This window comes from Rhodococcus sp. PAMC28707, assembly GCF_004795915.1.
In the GTDB taxonomy this organism is placed as follows: domain Bacteria; phylum Actinomycetota; class Actinomycetes; order Mycobacteriales; family Mycobacteriaceae; genus Rhodococcoides.
Map to the genome: position 1 here is coordinate 956,364 of NZ_CP039253.1, position 21,250 is coordinate 977,613.

The 21,250-nt window shown below is 62.0% G+C and carries 1 protein-coding gene; it reads right to left on the reverse strand.

The window, feature by feature from the left end; genetic code table 11:
• Window positions 1–67: 67 nt before the first annotated feature.
• Entirely contained in the window at window positions 68–20,920 is a 20,853-nt protein-coding gene (locus tag E5720_RS04285) for a non-ribosomal peptide synthase/polyketide synthase (protein WP_136169598.1), read from the reverse strand.
• Between the last annotated feature and the right edge of the window lie 330 nt (window positions 20,921–21,250).

A 21,250-nucleotide genomic window follows, 5' to 3' on the forward strand; every position in this document is an offset into this window, starting at 1 on the left:
GACACCCTACGAAACGTTGCGACACAAACCGGCTTCGACTCCAAGTTCACGATCAGGCCCACGTAGGTCACTGCATGGAGACACCGGGTCCTCCCGGATCGGCGATGAAGGACTGGGCGTCACTGATCAGTGACGCAACCGTCGCTGCGAAGCCATCAGCACCCAACGCAGGCAATATTCCTGGTAGAAGGCCCGTCAGCGCCACCGACAGAACCGCCTCGGTTTTCAGTGCTCCCCCGGTCGACTTCGCGACGGCCGACAGTTTCTCGTCGAGTTGCCCGAAGGTGACGCTCGTTCCGGCGTGGGACACCGCAATGGACGATGCGGCAACTGCAGCGGCGGCCGCGACCAATTCGGGTAGGTCGTCGATCGTCTTCGGCTTGGGTGCAGGCTCTGCACGCTCGGCATCGGACCGCATGTCCACTGCCCGAATGACACTGCTGGGGTCCGATGTCAGGAGGTCGAGCACGCGGGTGAAACGCTGCGCGAACAATTCGATCGTCTTCGACTCGAACAACGACGTGGCGTAGTTGAACACGGCGTCGATCCCGATCAGATCTCCCGACTCGTCGAAACGTTCGACCGCCGTCAGTTGCAGGTCGACCTTGGCCTGCTCCAGGCCGCTCTCCAACGCCGACACTTCCAGGCCAGGCAAGGCGAAAGTGCCGGTGGCAAGGTTCTGGAAGGTCAACATGACCTGGAACAGAGGACTGTAGGCGGCCGAGCGCTTGTGACCCGCCACCTCGACAACACGCTCGAAAGGGACATCGGCGTTACCGAAGGCGGACAGATCGGTTTCTCGTACTTCGGTCAACAGATCGGCAAAGGTCGTGCTCGGTGAGACTTTCGTCCGGAGCACCAGCGTGTTGACGAACATCCCGACGAGGTCGTCCAACGCGGCATCACCACGTCCCGCCACTGGGGTTCCCACGGTGATGTCTTGATCACCGCTCAGCTTCGACAGCAGCACCGCCAAAGCGCCGTGCACAACCATGAAGACCGTCGCATTGTGCTCGCGAGCAGTTTTCTGTACACGCGCTGCTACGTCGGACGGGACCGTGAACTCGGAGCGTCCACCACGCAAGGATGCTCGAGCAGGGCGCGGAAAGTCGGTCGGCAACGCAATTTGCTCGGGTGCGCCGACCAGAGCCTCGGCCCAGTAGCCGATCTGCTTGGACAACACACTGTCCGGATCGTCCTCGGATCCGAGGACCTCCCGCTGCCACAACGCGTAATCCGCGTACTGCACAGGCAGTTCCGTCCACATCGGGGCATCGCCTGCCGTCCGAGCGACGTAGGCAGTCATGACGTCCCTGATCAACGGGCGCATTGAGAAGCCGTCGGCGCTGATGTGATGGGCAACGAAGACCAGGACGAACTCCGTCCCGTTCGTCTCGCTGATCGAAAACAGCTCGGCTCGAACGGGCACTTGCGCCGCAACATCGAAACCGGCGGTGACGACGTCTCCGACGACCACCGGTACCTCGGCGGCCGAGATTTCACGAACCTCGAGACCTGGTAGCACTTCGGACATCGGAACCACGGATTGGACAGGGCCGTGATCGGTATCCGGATACCGCGTACGCAGTATCTCGTGCCGACGGAACAGGTCGCCCACTGCAGCTCGCAAGGCCGCGACATCCAACGCGCCGGTGAGTCTGATGGCTACTGGAATGTTGTAGGCATCGGACGTTCGATCAACTTGATTGAGGGTCCACATGCGCTGCTGGGCCAACGACAGCGAAACGGACTCCGGACGAGGGCGTGCGATCAGAGGCACACGCGCTCCCTGCCCGACGTGCGACTCCACCCGCGCTGCCAACGCACCGACCGTCGGCGCCTCGAATACCGAGCGCACCGAGATCGACGCATTCAGTGCGGCCCCGAGACGAGCCACGAGCTGAGTTGCGACCAGCGAATTGCCACCGAGAGCGAAAAAGTCGTCATCGAGTCCCACTCGAGCAACCCCTAGAAGCTCGGAGTAGACCCGCGCCACGATCTGTTCGACCGGATCGGTCGGAGCGCGGAACTCGGTCGATTCGAAGACCGGAGCAGGCAAGGCCGCCCTGTCGAGCTTGCCGTTGGCGTTGAGCGGTAACGACGTCAGCACGACGAAGTGTGACGGCACCATGTACGACGGCAAGGACGTACCCAACGCTGTCCGTACCTCGTCGATGTCGATCGTTCGGGATTCGGAAGGCACCAGATACCCTACGAGTCGATCCCCGGTGAGGGCGTCGGAGTGCAAGATCACCGCCGAATCGGCAAGCGTATCCAGCGCACGCATTGCCGCCTCGATCTCGCCGAGTTCGATCCGGAAGCCTCTGATCTTGACCTGGAAATCGGAGCGGCCCGCGAAGACGAGTTCGCCGTGTGAATCCCAGACTGCCAGGTCGCCCGAGCGATACAACCGTCTGCCACTGGGGTCGAAAGGATTGGCGACGAAGCGCTCAGCGGTCAGATCGGGGCGGCCGAGATATCCGCGCGCCAGCTGCTCGCCCGCCAGATACAACTCACCGATGGTTCCTGCCGGTACGGGGTTTAGTCGAATATCCAGCACGTACGCCTGTGTATTCCACTCCGGCCGACCGATCGGGACGCGCGCACTCTCATCAGGTCGTACGCGATGCGAGGTCACCGACACCGCAGCCTCGGTGGGGCCGTACAGGTTGAACAAGGCACCGTCGTTGTGTTCGACGAAACGCCGAGCGGTGTCTCCTGGCAGTGCCTCACCGATCGCGAGCACGCGCTTCAAGGAAGGAGGAAGGACGCCAGCTCCGTCGACCATCAGTGCGGTCAGCATCGACGGCACGACATGGAGCGTGGTGATCGACTCTTTCCGAATGATGTCGTTGACTCGCGCGGGATCGCGGTGCTCGTCCGGTCCGGCGATGACGAGGGTGGCCCCTGACGTCGGGGCCGACCAGAACTCCCACACCGACAAATCGAACGTTGCCGAGGTCTTCAACAGAATCGAATCCTGCGAACCGAGATCGAATTCCGTTCGCTTCCACATCAGCTGATTGGCGATTGCAGCGTGGGAAACGGCGACGCCCTTGGGGCGTCCGGTCGATCCCGAAGTGAAGATGACATACGCGGAGTTGCCTGCACGCAATGGTGCCACCCGCTCCGCATCGGTGATCGGCGCATCCGAATGCACGGACAGATCGAGGCCTGCGATATCAGACATCGGAAAGTCCAGGACCGAGTGATCCGAGAGTGCCGAACCGTCACCGGACTTGGACAACAACAGTATCGGCCCAGCAGTATCGAGGATGTACTCGATCCGTTCGAGCGGCTGATCGGGATCGAGTGGCACATACGCACCGCCCGTTTTCGCGACGGCGAACATCGCGACGACCAGATCGGCACTACGACGAATCGCCAACGCCGTCAACGTCTCCGGTCCGACACCGCGTGCGATCAGGTACCGGGCCAATCTGTTGACCCTCGAATCGAATTCGAGGAAGGTCCAACGCTGATCACCCTCGACCACCGCAAGCGAGTCGGGACGGATCGCGACCTGCTCGTCGAACAACGAGACCAGCGTGGCTTCACCGTCAACGGGGTGGTCGGTCGAATTCCATGATTCGAGGACGAGTTCGCGTTCGGCGATACCGAGCAAGTCGATGTCCCCGATTCGCGCGTCAGGTCGATCGACCACAGATTCGAGAAGCCGGACGAAACGTGTCGCGATCGTGCTCACCGTCGCGTGGTCGAAGAGATCCTTCGCGTAGGTGAACTCTGCCGACATCCCTGCAGGCACTCCGCTCTCGGAATAGCGGTCCACCACGATCAGATGCAGATCGAACTGCGCCACGCCGGACTCGATATTCAATGCTGCGATATCGAGGCCCGGAAGCACCACCTCGGTGACCCCCTGGTTCTGGAAGGAGAACCCGACCTGGAACAGCGGGTGCCGTGCAGTCGAACGGACAGGATTGAGAACTTCCACCAGCCGTTCGAATGGCACGTCCGCGTTGGCAAAGGCGCCGAGGTCTGCGTCACGGGCGCGGTCGATGAGTTCGTTGAACGGCAGTGCGCCGTCCACGTGTGTGCGAAGCACCAGCGTATTGACGAACATGCCGATCAGGTCGTCGAGCGCGCGATCACCGCGACCGGCGATCGGTGTACCGACAGCGATGTCACCTGTGCCGGAGAGCCTCGAGAGTAATCCGGCGAAGGCCGCGTGTACCGCCATGAACAGGGTGCCGCCCTGCTTGCGTGCCAGATCTCGCAGACGCTCGTGTAGCTCTGCATCGATCTCGAACTCGACGCTGCCACCGGCAAAAGACTGCGTTGCCGGCCGCGCGCGATCCGCTGGAAGGGTCAGCTCGTCAGGGAGGTCCGCGAGTGCGTCGGTCCAGTAGCTGATCTGCTGAGCCGCAGTCGAGTTCGCGTCCTCTTCGGAGCCGAGCACATCGCTCTGCCACAGGCTGAAATCGGCATACTGCACCGGCAACGGAGTCCAACCCGGTTCGGTGCCGGTCGCCCTCGCCGCGTATGCGGTCATCAGGTCGCGAGCCAGCGGACCGACCGATACCCCGTCGACACTGATGTGATGCGCAACCATCGCCAGCACGTGCTCGGTGGCACCGGTTCGGTAGAGCTCTATCCGCATCGGTACCTCAGCCGTCACATCGAACTGTGTCGACGCGAGCGAAGCGATGTGCTCGGACACGGCGTCGGGAGCGACATCTGATACCGGCAGGTCCGGAATCGACCGGGACGGGTGCAGAATCTTCTGCACCGGACCGTTCTCCGACTCCGGGTACACGGTTCGAAGCGACTCATGACGAGAGATGAGATCGGCAACGGCCGCCCCGAGAGCTGCTACATCCAGGTCTCCGGACAAGCGGAGCGCAAACGGAACGAGGTACGCCGTCGAGGTGGGGTCGAACCTGTTCAAGAACCACATACGACGCTGAGACAACGACAGTGGGATCTCGTTCGGACGCATGCGCGCGACCAGCGCTACTCTCCCGGACTTTCCGGACCGTTCGACCTCGAGCGCGAGCCTCTCCACTGTTCGTGACTCGAACAATGCACGCACCGGAACAACCGAATCGACCGCTGCGCCGATCCGCGACACCACTCGCGTCGCAATCAGCGAGTTACCGCCGAGTTCGAAGAAGTCGTCATCGACACCGACCCGGTCGACACCGAGCAAGTCGGCAAAGACCTCCGCGACGATCTCCTCGATCGGCGTAGTCGGCGCCCGGAACTCTCGAACCTCGAACACCGGCTCCGGCAACGCGCGACGGTCCAGCTTTCCGTTAGCGGTCAACGGAATCTCGGACACCACGACGAAGGCCGACGGAATCATGTATTCAGGCAGCACAGCAGCCACTTCGGTACGGAGTTTCCGAACGTCGATGCTCGAACCCACGACCGGTACGAGGTACGCAACCAACTGATGTGCGTCGTGCCGATCGGTTCGAACCACGACGGCTACCTGGCCTACCGAATCTTGACTCGACAGCGCGGATTCGATTTCACCGAGCTCGATACGGAAGCCACGAATCTTGACCTGATCATCAGCACGACCGACGAACTCGAGATCACCATCGATGGTCCACCTCGCCACATCACCGGTGCGGTACATCAACGAACCAGCAGCGTGCGCCGCAGTACCGGAGAACGGGTTGGCGAGGAAACGTGTTGCCGTCAGATTCGTTCGACCGAGGTACCCACGAGCCAACGTCCCACCCGCAACATACATTTCGCCCGCAACACCCACCGGAACCGGCGCGAGCCGCGAATCGAGAACATAGACCCGTAGCCCTGGGATGGCTGCACCCACTACCGATCCCGTAGCACTCGACACCAACTCGCGGTCGATCCGACGATGCGACACATGCACGGTGGTCTCGGTGATCCCGTACATGTTCACCAACTCGGGACCGTTTTCGCCGTGGCGATCGAACCAATCCGAGAGTCGACGCAGTTCGAGCGCCTCACCACCGAAGATCACGTATCTGAGCTGCAAGCTCCCCTCACCGGCAGCGCCGACTCGGTCCACCTCTGCCAGCTGATAGAACGCCGACGGGGTCTGGTTCAGGACGGTCACGTTTTCACGAATCAACAGTTCACGGAACGCCTCCGGCGACCGTGAGGTGAAGTAGTCCACCACCACGAGCGTGCCGCCGTGGAGCAAGGGCCCCCACAGTTCCCACACCGAGAAGTCGAATGCGGACGAGTGGAACAGCGTCCACACATCACTGCTGTCGAACTCGAACAACCCATCTGTGTTGGCCATCAAACGCGCAACCGCGACATGTGGGACTACTACGCCCTTGGGACGACCCGTCGATCCCGAGGTGTAGATGACGTATGCAACATCCGTGGTACGAAGCGGACGAGCCCGCTCGACATCGTCCACCGCGGCGGAACCGAAAGCCGACAAGTCCACGGCGTCGATCTCCACGCAGCCCAACCCTGCAGGCACTGAAAATTCGCGTCCCGACCAGGTCACCAATGCAGTCGGTGCAGCATCGGCCAAGACGTAGGCGATCCGGTCTGCCGGATTGGTCGGATCAACCGGTACGTACCCACCGCCGGCTTTGATCACAGCCAACAGCGTGACGACGAGATCCACCGATCGTGGCAATGCCACCGCGACCAACGACTCCGGGCCCACCCCGGTCGACATCAGGTGACGTGCAAGGCGATTCGAGCGATCATCGAGCTCCCGATAGCTCAATCGCTCCTCGCCGAACACCACCGCACACGACTGTGGCGTCCGCTGGACCTGTTGGTCGAACATCTCGGCCAATGTCGGTACCGCCGGATCGATCCCGTCGACCCCCGCCCAAATCGAGGTAACAAGCACTCGTTCCTCGGCCCCGAGAAGATCGATCTCGCCGATCACGATGTGCTCGTCCTCGACAACCGCGTCGAGCACTCTCAGCAACCGAGCGCCGAACTCTTCCACCGTGGCTCGGTCGTAGAGATCTGTTGCGTAGGTCCAGAAAACTCGCAGACCGTCCGGGGTGCCGTCGACAGCCGCGGACTCGGTGACCGTCAATTGCAGGTCCGCACGCGCGGTCGCCGCGTCGACATCCACCGGCGCGACGGTCAGCCCGGGCAGGTCGAATCCAGTCCGTCGGATGTTTTGGAACGCGAGCAATACCTGAACGAGCGGGTGACGGGCTTGCGAGCGCTCGGGATTGAGCACCTCCACCAGACGCTCGAACGGAATATCGGAATGCGCGAATGCAGCCAGGTCCACCTCACGCGCTGTCGCGAGGAGCTCGCGGAAAGTACTCGCTGCGTCCACGTCGGTGCGCAGGACCAGGGTGTTGACGAACATTCCGATCACATCGTCGAGAGCAGCCTCTCCGCGACCCGCGATCGGTGTGCCGATCGCGATATCGTCCGTCGCCGACATACGTGCCAGCATCACGGCAACCGCGCTGTGGACGACCATGAACAACGACGCGTTGTTGTCCCTCGCGAGCGCTGCGAGTCGGCGATGTACATCGGCGGTGACGTCGAAAGACACCACGGCCCCGTGCCCCGAAGCAGTCTCGCCACGCGGACGGTCGGTCGGCAACGTCACCTCGTCAGGTAGCCCGGCGAGCGCGTCGCGCCAGAATGTCTCCTGCTGAGCAAGCAGGGAACCTGGATCGGATTCGGACCCCAACACCTCGCGCTGCCAGATGGCGAAGTCGGCGTAGTGGACCTCGAGCACCGGCCAGCCTGGCTCGTGCCCCTCCGATCGGGCCACATACGCCGTCATGACATCGCGGGCCAGCGGAGACATCGAAAATCCATCGGCCGCTATGTGGTGGGCTACGAACATCAGCACATGCTCATGGGCACCGATCCGGAAGAGCTGCGTTCGAAACGGAACATGCAGGGTGACATCGAATCCAGTCGCAGCCAACTCGTACATCCGCGTCGGCAGGTCGTCGGCCGAAATGTCCACCGGTGTCAGGTCGAGGGTGACCTCGTCCACGGACAGGATCTTCTGGTAGCCCGATCCATCGTGGTCTGGATAGACGGTACGCAACGACTCGTGACGGCTCGTCAGATCGCCTACCGCCGCAGCTAGCGCCGCGACATCCAAAGCTCCGGTCAGCCTGATTGCCGCCGGAATGTTGTTGACAGCCGACTCCGGATCGAATCGGTTGAGGAACCACATCCTTTGCTGTGCAAGGGACAAGGGGATCAACGCCGGACGATTCTGTGGACCGAGCGCCTTGCGGCCACCGGTCCCGGCCTTGCGCTCGACGCTGGCAGCCAGCGCACCGACCGTCGAATTCTCGAACAGCTCTCGTACTCCGACACTCGAGTCGAGCGCGGTCCCCAACCTCGAAACCAATTGCATGGCAACCAGTGAGTTCCCACCGAGCTCGAAGAAATCGTCGTCGAGACCAACCCTTGCCGTGCCCAGGACGTTGGTGAATACCTGAGCGACGATCTCCTCGATCGGTGTGACCGGTGCGCGGAACTGCGCAACCTCGGCACTGGGCACCGGTAGGGCATGTCTGTCCAACTTGCCGCTCGCGTTGAGCGGGAATGCATCCAACGTTACGAATGCCGACGGCACCATGTAAGACGGCAGTGACATCTTCACTGCCGCACGAAGCGCCTCGGTATCGACGACGTGACCTGGCCGGGGCACGACGTAGGCGATGAGTCGATCGCCTGCGCGAGCATCGGAATGAACGACTACGACCGCGTCGTCGACGTTCTCGGCGCCCGCGCGAACGCTCGACTCGATCTCGCCGAGTTCTACACGTTGGCCTCGAAGCTTGACCTGGAAATCGCTCCGACCCACATACTCCAGTTCACCGTCTGAATTCCAACGTACGACATCACCGGTCCGGTAGAGTCGAGCACCGTTCTCGCCGAACGGATCTGCCACGAAACGCTCAGCTGTCAGATCGGCCCGACTCGCGTATCCGCGCGCGAGCTGCACGCCGCCGATGTACAGCTCCCCCAGTACTCCGACGGGCACCGAGTGCAACCGTTGATCCAGCACGTATGCACGCGTGTTCCACAGTGGCACCCCGATGGGAACGGTCTCGATATCGACGTCGGTGACAGCGTGGAAGGTGACGTCGACTGCAGTCTCTGCAGGTCCGTACAGGTCGTGCAACTCGGCGCCGGGAAAGACCCGTCGAACCCGAGCTACGGCCGAAGGCGTGAAAGCCTCGCCGCCGACGAACAGCAGTCGGAGGGACCGGCACGCGTCGGTATCGACATCGGTGACGTACACCGACAGTACAGACGGTACGAAGTGCGCGAGTGTCACCTGTTCACGCTCGATGATGCGGGTGATCCGGCCCGGGTCACGATGCGCATCATGTGGAGCGATCACCAGTGACGCGCCGTTCTCCAGTCCCCAGAAGAACTCCCATACGGACACGTCGAACGTTGCCGGCGTCTTCTGGATCAACACGTCGGCAGCAGTCAGCCGGTAGATCTCCTGGCGCCACAGCATCTGATTCACGATCGCGCGGTGACTGATCGAGACGCCCTTCGGCAAACCTGTAGATCCCGAAGTGAAGATGAGGTAGGCCGGATTGTCCGGTCGGAGTGGACGCGTCCGGTCCGCGTCAGTGATCGCAGACGTCGAAACATCACTGAGATCGAGCTTGTCGAACACACAGACCGGAGCATCCGCCGTGATCGAGTTCGCGGTGTCCTCGGTGGCGAGGACGAGAACTGGCCGGGCACTCGCCAGAATGTGCTCGTTACGCGAGGCGGGCTGATCAGGATCGAGCGGGACGTACGCTGCGCCGGATTTGATGATCGCGTACATGCCGATCAGCAGCTCGAACGAACGCCGCGCAACCAATGCCACAGTGGATTCGGGGCCCACACCTCGGCCCACCAGATACCGAGCGAGGGAGTTCGCTCGCGCATCGAACTCCGCGTAGGTAAGGACCGGCGACGGGGCATCGGTCTCCGACGCGAGCACCAGCGCAGGCGCATTCGGGGTACGCCCGACCTGCGCGTCGAACAAAGAAGCGAGAGTCTGGGTGTCGTCGACAGCATGCTCGGTATCGTTGACCGTGCGAACGAGCCGGCTGTACTCCTCCGGTTCCTGAAAGTCGATGTCGCCCACGACAATTGCCGGATCGACTTCGATCGCTCGCAAGATTCGCTGGAAGCGAGCGGCCATCGCCTCGACGGTGGCCTCGTCGAAGAGGTCGGTTGCGTAGGTGAAGAGGCAGGACAAGCCGGCGTCGGTTCCGTGCTCGTCGGTCTTCTGACTGATGGTCAGCTGGAGATCGAACTTCGAACCCTTGGTTTCGAAGTCGACCATCGAAACCGACAGTCCTGGAAGCTCGAGGTCGGTCAGTTCCATGTTCTGGAACGAGAGCATCACCTGGAACAGCGGGTGTCGCGCTTGTGATCGAGCAGGGTTGAGCACCTCGACGAGTCGTTCGAACGGGACATCCGCGTTGGCGAAAGCCTGCAAGTCCGTCGCACGCGTAGCGGCGAGTACCTCATCGAAGCGTGCACGCCTGTCCACCGGCGTGCGGAGAACCAACGTGTTGACGAACATGCCGATCAGATCGTCGAGGGCGGACTCACCTCGTCCAGCCACCGGAGTTCCGACCACGATGTCCTCGCTCCCCGAGAGGCGGGCGAGCAGAACGGCAAAAGCCGAATGCATGACCATGAACAGCGACGAGGCGTGGTGATGTGCAAGATCGGTCAGGACGTCCACGGTGCCCTGCCCGACGAGGAAGCTCACGCCCGCACCCTGGTTCGATGCGACCGCGGGCCTCGGATGATCGACCGGCAGATCCAACTGGGCAGGTATCCCTGTGAGCGCGGACTGCCAGTAGTTCTGTTGCCTCGCCAGCAGCGATTCCGGGTCACTCTCGTGTCCGAGCATGTCCCGTTGCCACAAGCTGTAATCCGCATACTGAACCGGTAGCGGCAACCAATTCGGTTGCACGCCCTCGGATCGGGCGATATAGGCAGTCATGATGTCCCGGGTCAGTGGGCCCATCGAAAAGCCATCGGTGGAGATGTGATGAACGACCAGCACCAGAAGATGTTCGGTCGGGCTGATTTCGAACAGACGCGCACGTAACGGAAGTTCGATCGTGACGTCGAAGCCGGTCGTCGCCACCTCTTCCAGGGCCGCGAAAACGTCGTCTCCGGAGATCTCGATCGGCGCGAGATCCGGAATCACCTGGCTGGTAGGCAATACCAACTGGTGGCCGGACCCGTCGACCTCGGGAAAAATGGTACGGAGGGACTCGTGCCGATCCAACACGTCCGCAACTGCCACATTGAGGGCCTGTCGGTCGAGCAGACCGGACAAGCGCACTGCGACAGGAATATTGTTGACACCCGATGCAGTGTCGAACCTGTTGAGGAACCACATCCGCTGCTGGGCGAGCGAGAGGGGAACGAGTTCGGGGCGGACCTGCGGCACCAAAGGCTTACGGCGTCCGGCACCTGCCCGCTCGGCGAGTGCGCGAGCCAAAGCGGCGACAGACGGATTCTCGAACAACGTACGGACGCCGATCTCGGCATCGAGGGCGGCGCCGAGTCGAGTCACGACACGCGTCGCGATCAAAGAGTTGCCGCCCAGTTCGAAGAAATCGTCGTCGAGTCCGACCTCGGTCGCGTCGAGTACCTCTGCGAAAACGCTCGCGACTGCCTGCTCAGTCGGCGAGACTGGTTCGCGGTACTCGCGCTGCACGTGTACTGGATCCGGAAGTGCTCGACGGTCGAGCTTGCCCGTCGCACCCAGTGGGAACTCTGTCAACGGCACGAAAACGGACGGGACCATGTACTCGGCCAGTCGTGACGCCAACATCTCTCGTACCGGACGGAGGTCGGTGTCGGGAGCAGTGACCACATAGGCAACCAATTGCTCACCTCGCACCGAGACCGCTGCCTGCTGGATCGAGGTGTTCTCGAGTAGCACAGTTTCGATCTCACCGAGCTCGATGCGCAGACCTCTGAGCTTGACCTGCGAATCGCTACGACCGATGTACTCCAGTTCACCGCCGCGATTCCACCGCACGACGTCACCGGTCCGGTACATCCGACTTCCGAACTGCGCGAACGGATCTGCGACGAAGCGGTCTGCCGTGAGGTCTGGGCGGCCGACGTATCCGCGGGCCAACTGGGCACCCGCGAGATAGAGCTCACCCGCGACACCCACCGGTACGGGCGACAGGCGTGCGTCGAGTACAAACACCGAGGTGTTCCATACGGGCATACCGATCGGCATCACTACTGTGTCGACGTCGCTTACCGGGTGGTAAGTAACGTCGACCGCGGCCTCGGTGGGACCGTACAGATTGTGCAAGGCGACACGGGGCAACGCTCGACGCAACGACTGTGCGGTTGTCGGAGCGAGCGCTTCACCAGAGGCGAACACCAGACGCAACGAGCCACCCGCGGCCCTGCGGACCTCGACCTCCGGCACGAACACCGCCAGCATCGACGGCACGAAGTGTGCGACGGACACCCGTTCGCGCTGAACGAGTTCGAGGAGATAGGCGGCATCTCGATGGCCGTCGGGCGCGGCAACGACCACCGACGCACCGTTCTGCAGAGCCCAGAAGAACTCCCACACCGAGACGTCGAACGTAGATGGAGTCTTCTGAAGTACTACATCGGCGGCGTCGATGGGATATTCGTTCTGCATCCACAGCAAACGATTCACGATGGCCGAATGTGCCACTGCGACACCCTTGGGCCGACCTGTCGAACCGGAGGTGAAGATCGCGTATGCCGTGTTCGATTCCCGCAGCGGGCAGACCCGGTCATCGTCCGACACGGGCGCGTTCGAATACCCGTCGACGTTCAGGTCATCGATGTCGATGACGTCGATGACCTCGAGATCCAGGTGATCCCGCGTCGTGGACAACACACAGACAGGGGACGCGGTGGCAATGATGTACTCGTTGCGCTCGGTCGGCTGCGTCGGATCGATCGGTACGTATCCGGCCCCTGCTTTGACGATGGCGTACATGCCGACCAGCAGCTCCACACTGCGGCCGATCGCAAGCCCCACCAACATGTCCGGGCCTACACCGATCGAGATCAGATGCCGCGCAAGACGATTGACTCGTGAATCGAATTCCGAGTAGGTGAGCGTCTCGTCCTCGTACACCAGTGCCGATGCCTCAGGTGTGGCCTCGACCTGGCGATCGAACAGATCCACCAGAGTCAGACCGGGATCGACTTCGTGCCGAGTCCTGTTCCACGTCGATACGACTCGCTTGCGTTCACCGATATCCAGCAGATCGATGTCACCTACCGCGACCGATGAATCCGCCACGACCGCCTCGAGAACGCGAACGAATCGAGATGCGAAGCTGCGCACAGTTTCCGCATCGAAAAGATCTATCGCGTAGGTGAATTCGGCGGACATGCCCTGCCCACGACCGTCGTCCCCGATCGACTCGACGACGTTGAGCTGTAGATCGAACTTGGCGACCTCCGCATCGAGAGCAACACTGTCCACGGAAAGACCGGGCAGTTCGACGTGGGTTCGAGTGAGGTTCTCGAAGGACAGCATTACCTGAAAAAGCGGATGCCGCGCCTGTGAACGTGCAGGATTGAGCACCTCTACGAGTCGCTCGAAGGGCAGGTCGGCGTGACCGAATGCGCCCAGCGCGACTTCCCGCGCGCGACCGATCTGCTCCGAGAACGATGTCGAAGCGTCGACGTCGGTGCGGAGAACCAGGGTGTTGACGAACATCCCGACCAAATCGTCGAGCGCGGCGTCACCGCGGCCGGCAACGGGCGTACCGATGGCAATATCGCTCGTCCCGGACAATCTCGAGAGCAAAACGGCAAGGGCGCCGTGCACGACCATGAACAGGGACGCATTGTGGGCAAGCGCCAGAAGCGACAGTTCACGATGCATATGAGCCGGGATTTCGAAACGAACCGAGGAACCCTTGTAGGACTGGCGACTAGGCCGCGGATGGTCGGTCGGCAGATCGAGCTGATCCGGTAGCCCTGCAAGCATGTCCGCCCAGTAGTGGACCTGGCTGGAGATAAGCGACGTCGAATCCTTCTCCGAACCGAGAACCGACCGCTGCCACAAACTGTAATCGGCATACTGAACGGCCAGCGGCAGCCATGCTGGATGCTCCCATGCCGTCCGAGCGGCGTAGGCGATCATGATGTCGCGAGCGAGTGGCCCCATCGACCAACCGTCAGCCGATATATGGTGCACCACCATCGCGACCACATGTTCGCGCGGCCCGATCTCGAACAGTCGGGCTTGGATGGGGACGTTCACCGTCACGTCGAACGTGGTGGAAGCCAGCGCGAAGACCTGGCGCTGGATGTCCGCTGCCGATGTCTGGATCGGCATGAGATTCGGGACCGTCTGAGCCGCGTCGAGGATGCACTGCCGCGGGCCGTCGGCGGTGTCCGGGTAGACGGTCCGTAAAGACTCGTGTCGATCGATGACATCCATGATGGCAACTTGGAGTGCCGCCACGTCCAGCTCGCCGGTCAGTCTCAGTGCGAACGGAATATTGTAAGCAGTGGAATCGGTGTCGAATCGATTGAGAAACCACATCCGTTGCTGTGCCAACGACAGTGGTACGTGGTCGGGACGGGTCGAGGCGACCAATGGGATGCGACCGCCTTCGCCCGCTGCCTGCTCCACCCGTACTGCGAGAAGCGCTACCGAAGATGCCTCGAAAACCATGCGTACGGGAACACTTGCATCCAGAGCGACGCCCAGCCGAGAGACCACCTGAGTTGCCAGGAGCGAGTTGCCACCGAGTTCGAAGAAGTCGTCGTCGAGGCCGACGACGGGGACGCCGAGGACATCGCTGAACACTGTCGCAACAGTTTCCTCGATCGGAGTCGTCGGGGCACGGAACTGACGAAAGCTGATGCCGAGTTCCGGTTCCGGAAGCGCCCGGCGATCCAGTTTGCCGATCGGTGTCAACGGAACCTCGTCGAGAACGACGATCACCGAAGGCACCATGTAGTTCGGCAGCAGGCGCCCGACGTGCTTCGACAGTTCGTCCTTGTCGATACCCACCGAACCGTGCACATACGACACGAGAGCCGTTTGACCCGACTGCATTTCGCGTCCGAGTGTCGCTGCGAAGGTGACCGCTGGGAACGTCTCGAGCGCTGCGTCGATCTCCCCGAGTTCGATACGGAAGCCGCGAACCTTCACCTGAAAGTCCGAGCGCCCCACGTACTCGATGGCAAAGTCTTTCGTCCATCGAACGATGTCTCCGGTGCGGTACATCCGCGTCCCCGTGTTGTTGTACGGGTCGGCGACGAACCGATCCGAAGTCAATCCTGCACGCTTGTAATAGCCACGTGCGACGGCGTCGCCCGACAGATAGAGCTCACCTGCGACACCGGCAGGGACCGGCTGCAGGCGGGAGTCCAGAATCAGGGCGCCGACACCAGGTACAGGCCTACCTACCGTGATCGGCTCACCGACGAACAGTTCACCGCGCGTCGATACGATCGTTGTTTCGGTCGGTCCGTATGCGTTGAAGAAGCGGCGGCCCGGAGCCCACCGCGCGATCAGATCGGCCGCGGATGCCTCACCACCGACGGACAACAATTCCAGGTCGTCGAGTCCGACCGGATCGACGGAGCCGAGCACTGCCGGCGTGATGATCGCATGTGTGACAGCAACATCGGCAAGGAGTCGATGAAGCTCGGGGCCACCGATGATCGACGGCGGAGCCACGACCAGAGTTGCCCCGGCCGAGGCAGTGAGTGCCCATTCGAGAACAGATGGGTCGAAGCTCGGGGAGATCACGTGCAAGAACCGCGACGCAGGCGTCACCCGATAGAGGTCTACCGACTGGTCGATCAGACCGGACAGGCCTCGATGGGTGACACTGACACCCTTGGGCAGGCCGGTGGAGCCAGAGGTGTAGATGATGTACGCGGGGTGATCCAGTCGCAGTGGCGCGGTCCGATCCTCGTCGGACACACCGACAGCCGGATAGCCGGCGACAGCCTCCTCGAACTCGGCGTTGTCGATTGCCCACCACTCGCACGTGCCGGGTAGTTCGTCGACGCGAGTCGACGAGGTGATCCCTACGAGGGCCCCTGAGTCCGACAGCATGTGCTGTACCCGGTCGGTGGGGTATTCGGGATCGACGGGAACCCACGCGGCACCAGTTTTCGCCACTGCCCACATCGAGATGACCATCTCCAGCGAACGCGGAAATGCCAGTGCGACAACGGACTCCGGGCCCACGCCTCGATCGATCAGGTACCGAGCATATCGATCGGTGAGCTCGTCGAGTTCTCGGTACGTCACCGTCTCCACAGACGTATGCACCGCGATGCCGTCCGGGTTGACAGCCACACCGGCCGCCAAGAACTCTGGCAGAAGTCGCCGCGATTCGACGCGGCCACCGTGGATGGTCGTCAACGTCTCGGACTCGTCCGGCGCCAGAATATCGATGGCGCCCAACGGAACCGACGCATCTGCAACGATGGCCTCGAGAATGCGAAGGAACCTGTCTGCGAATCCCTCGATCGTCGACGCGTCGAATAGATCTGTGGCGTACTCGAAGGTGGCTTCGATTCGTCCAGGCTCCCCGGAATCGTCCTGATGCTCGGTGAGCCAGAGCTGAAGGTCGAATTTCGCGATCGGAACATCGAGTTCCTGTGCGGTCACCTGCAGACCGGCGAAGCTGAGCTCGCTCACGCGTGCCTTCTCCAGGGAGAGCGCAACCTGGAACAGCGGGTGCCGGGCAGTCGATCGAGCTGGATTGAGGACCTCGACGAGTCGCTCGAAGGGGATGTCTGCGTGCGCGAACGCCGACAGGTTGGTGTTGCGTACCTGATCGAGTAGTTCGTCGAACGAATCGTGGGGCTCGACCCGGGCACGAAGAACCAGCGTATTGACGAACATACCGATGATGTCGTCGAGTTGTTCGTGGGCTCTGCCTGCAATCGGCGCACCGATCGAAATGTCGGTGGTACCGCTCAACCTCGACAGCAACACCGCATACGCGGCCTGGACGACCATGAAGAGCGAAGCTTGGTGTGCGCGCGCCACAGTGGTGAGACCGTGATGGATGCGAGCATCGATGGTGAAGCGGCGCTTTGCTCCGCCGTTGGTCGCCACCGACGGACGGGGGCGATCCGATGGCAGATCGAGCTGATCGGGAAGCTCGTCCAATTCTTGGATCCAGAATTCGATCTGTTGAGCGGACAGCGATGCGCTATCGCTCTCGAGTCCGAGGAGTCGACGTTGCCACAACGCGTAGTCCGCGTACTGGATCGGCAGCGGCGCCCACGCGGGCGCTCGTCCGTTCGACCGGGCCTCGTATGCAGCCATCATGTCGCGTGCGAGTGGACCGAAGGAAGACCCGTCCGCCGCGATGTGATGCAGCACCATGGCGAGCACGTACTCGGTATCGGAGATTTTGAACAGTGCGATCCGGATCGGTGCGGCGTCTGCCACGTCGAATCCGCCGCGAGCGAACTCCACCAATTCCGTGGCCAACGAATTCTCGTCGACGGTTGCGGCCGAGAGATCCGACAAGACGTCCTCGGTCCGCAGGATCAATTGTTGTGGGGCATCGTCGACCTGCGGGTAGACCGTCCTCAGCGTTTCGTGACGAGCGACCACGTCCGCAAATGCCTGGGACAACGCCACTTCGTTCACGTCGCCGGTCAGTCGCACCATGAACGGGAGATTGTAGGCAGCGGTATCCGGGTCGAACCGGTTGAGGAACCACATACGTTGCTGGGCAAGGGACAGGGGCAGAACATCCGGCCGAGGACCGGCAGTCAGTGGTGGGCCCGCGGAACCTTGTTCGATCGCAGTCTCGGCGCGCGATGCGAGCGCACCGACCGTCGGCGCTTCGAACAACTCTCGGACACCGAGACGGATTCCGAGGGCAGTTCCCACCCGGGTGACGAGTTGCGTTGCGATCAGCGAGTTACCGCCCAGTTCGAAGAAGTCCTCGTCGAGACCGACGTGCGATGCGCCGAGGACGTCTTCGAAGACACCTGCGACCACGTACTCCACACGTGTCTGCGGTGCTCGATATTTCTTGGCGCTGCTGAACACCGGCTCCGGCAACGCTTTTCGATCGAGCTTGCCGCTCGTGTTCAACGGTAGAGCGTCGAGAACGACGATCGCGGAAGGCACCATGTACGACGGAAGCGATCGGGACGCGAACTCGGTGCCCTCGGCCGCGTCGAGCGCAGCGCCTGGACCGGGTACCACGTAGGCGACGAGTTGCTCGCCGGTCGCAGTGGGAACGACGAGGGCCACGGCCTGCGAGATGGATTGGTGGGCAAGAAGAACCGTCTCGATTTCACCGAGTTCGATGCGCTGCCCACGAAATTTGACCTGGAAGTCGGTACGCCCGATGTAGTCGATGGTGCCGTCCGCGCGCCAACGCACGAGATCGCCGGTGCGGTACATCCGCTCCCCCGCGCCCCCGAAAGGGTTGGCGACGAAACGGTCCGAGCTCAAATCTGGTCGGCCCACGTATCCGCGAGCCAACTGCACGCCCGCCAGATAGAGTTCGCCGCTTTCTCCGATCGGGCTGGGCCGGAGTAGGCCGTCGAGTACCAAAGCCCTGGTGTTCCATTCGGGAACTCCGATGGGAACAGTTCTTTCGTCTTGTACACCACTTTCGTAGTAAGTTACCGAGACCGCAGCCTCGGTGGGGCCGTACAAGTTGTGTAGACCGGCATCGGTCAGCTCACGAAATGCTGCTGCTGTTTCCACCGGCAACGCTTCACCGATGACGAACACATGCCGCAACGACCCGCATGTTCCGATCGGTGCGTTCGCGACGAACACCGTGAGCATCGACGGCACGAAGTCGGTGACGGTCACACTGTGTTCGGCGATCTTGTCCGCGACGTAGACCGAATCCCGATGTCCGTCGGGAGTGGCCAGTACCATGCTGGCACCGACCTGGAGGGGAAGGAAAAAGCCCCACAGTGAGACGTCGAACGTCGTCGCCGTCTTTTGCAGGTAGACGTCGGTGGCGCCGAGTTCGTACTCCGATCGCATCCATTGGAGTTGGTTGTCGATCGCCGCGTGGGTGACCGCGACGCCCTTGGGTCGGCCGGTGGAACCCGAGGTGTAGATGACGTACGCGGTGTTGTCGAGTCGCAGCGGGGAGAGAAGATCACGCTCTTGAACACGTGCCGAATTCAGCGCTGCGTAGTCGAGTAGGTCGACCTCGACCGTGTCGGTGCCGACCGGCAGTTCCACGCCGTCGCGCGAGACGACGAGAACGCAGAGTGGTTGCGCAGAGTCGAGAATGTATGCGGTGCGATCGGCGGGATGATCCGGATCGAGCGGTACCCATGCGCCTCCGGCTTCGACGATCGCATACATCGCAACGATCAGGTCGAGTGATCGACGAATGGACAATCCGACGAGTGTCTCCGGCCCTACACCCTTGGCGATCAGCATCCTGGCAAGACCGCTCACGCGCGAACCGAGTTCGCCGTAGTTGAGCGACAAGCCTTCGTAGACGAGCGCCGTGCTCTCTGGATCGAGGTCGACGCGGGCATGGAAGTCCGACAGAAGTGTCCGTTGGCCGAGCTCGTGTTCTGTCTCGTTCCAGATCTGCAGTACAGAGGATCTTTCGTCTGCAGTGGCCAGCTCCAGGTCCCATACGCGGGCGCTCGGCCCTGCCGCGATGAACCGGTCGAGGAAGTCGGTGAAGCGTGCGTGATTGCGTGCCGATTCTTCGGAGTCGTACAGGTTCGGGTTCGACTCGAAATCGACGTGAGTCGTGCTGCCTGCAACGCTCTGATAGAGGTTGAGCCCGAAATCCTCGATAAGACCGGTGGACAGGATGTTGATTCCGCCGACCATCGAACCGAAACGCAACTCGCTGAAGAAAAGCATGATGTTGACCCACGGTCCGAAGAACGACGCCTGTCCGCCGGCACCGCCGGCGTCACGGCGGATGTCTTCGTGGCGGTAGCGCTGATGCCGAAGCGCACCGGTCACTTCGGTACCGATGCGTGCCAGAAGCTCTTCGACCGTGGTGTCTCTCGACACGTCGAGACGCAGCGGGACGACATTGGAGACCATCCCACCGGAGCGGCGAAGTACTGCCGTGGTGCGAGCGGTGACAGGGAGGCTCAGGACGACGTCCTCGCGTCCGGTCATCTGTGCCAGGTAGGCCGCGAACGCGCTGATCACGACACTTGCCAGCGTTGCACCCGTCGCAGTTGTCATCTCTTCGATCCGCGCGCCTTGGAGCGGCGACAACGCCGTGGTGTCGATCTGACTGACGGGTGCGGGAGCCGCACTGCGCCCAGCCAGGCTAGTCACAGAGTCGATCCCCGCCACTCGATCCGCCCAGTACTCGCGGTCGGTCTCGAAGCGAGTCGAGTCTCGATATGCAACGTCGAGGTCGTAGACCTTGGTCAGGTCCGAGGACAGATTCTTCTTCGGCTCGGTGCCGTTCACGGCGGCGGTGTAGAGCTCCGCAACGCGATTCATGAACGTGACCGCACCGAATCCGTCGAGCACCACGTGATGGACGCGCTCGTACCAGAAAAAGAGGTCGTCTTCGAGGTGCAGCACCGTCGCGGCGATCAACCGGTCGGTGAGCATGTCTATCGGAGCGCTGTAGTCGGCTCGCATCCACGCGTGCGCTACTGCGCGCGGGTCGTCCTCACCGCGTAAGTCGAGGTATCCGAGTTCGTCGTCGAGGGTGGGATCTACGTATTGGCGCGGTTCAGCATCGACTTCGACGATCCGAACGAACCCGGACTGCATCTCGAGCGCGGCTTCGGAGGACACTCGCTGCAGAAGGTCGATATCGAGAGCACCACGTAGTTCGACGTACTGAGCGATGTTTGCGGGAACGGACGGATCGACGTGTTGCGCGAACCACATTCCGAGCTGAGCAGGAGAGAGCGGAAACGACGACTCGCGGCCCCCCTGCGCATCCTGATCTGATCCTGCCGAACCTAGCGGGTCCAATCGAAGCCTCTCTTTCCCACAATCACACGCCCCTGATCGACTTCTGAATGCAGAGGTCGATCAGGCACCGAATACAACAGTCTCATTCTTCGCTGCGCAGTCGAAAAGAACGCACACCGATCAGAGTCAAGTTACCTTGCAGTACATCTCCGAATCCGGTTGCGATCGTTACATCTGCTTACTGATCCGCTGGGCCCCCGCCAGCGACATCGATACGGTCGGCCGAACGCTCGGCAGTATGCACGAGCCGGCGATCTGAGATCACGCCACCGTTCTTCGTTCCTGAATTCGGCACCGGTCCAATCTACAGTGCTGCCGACGACCGACTCC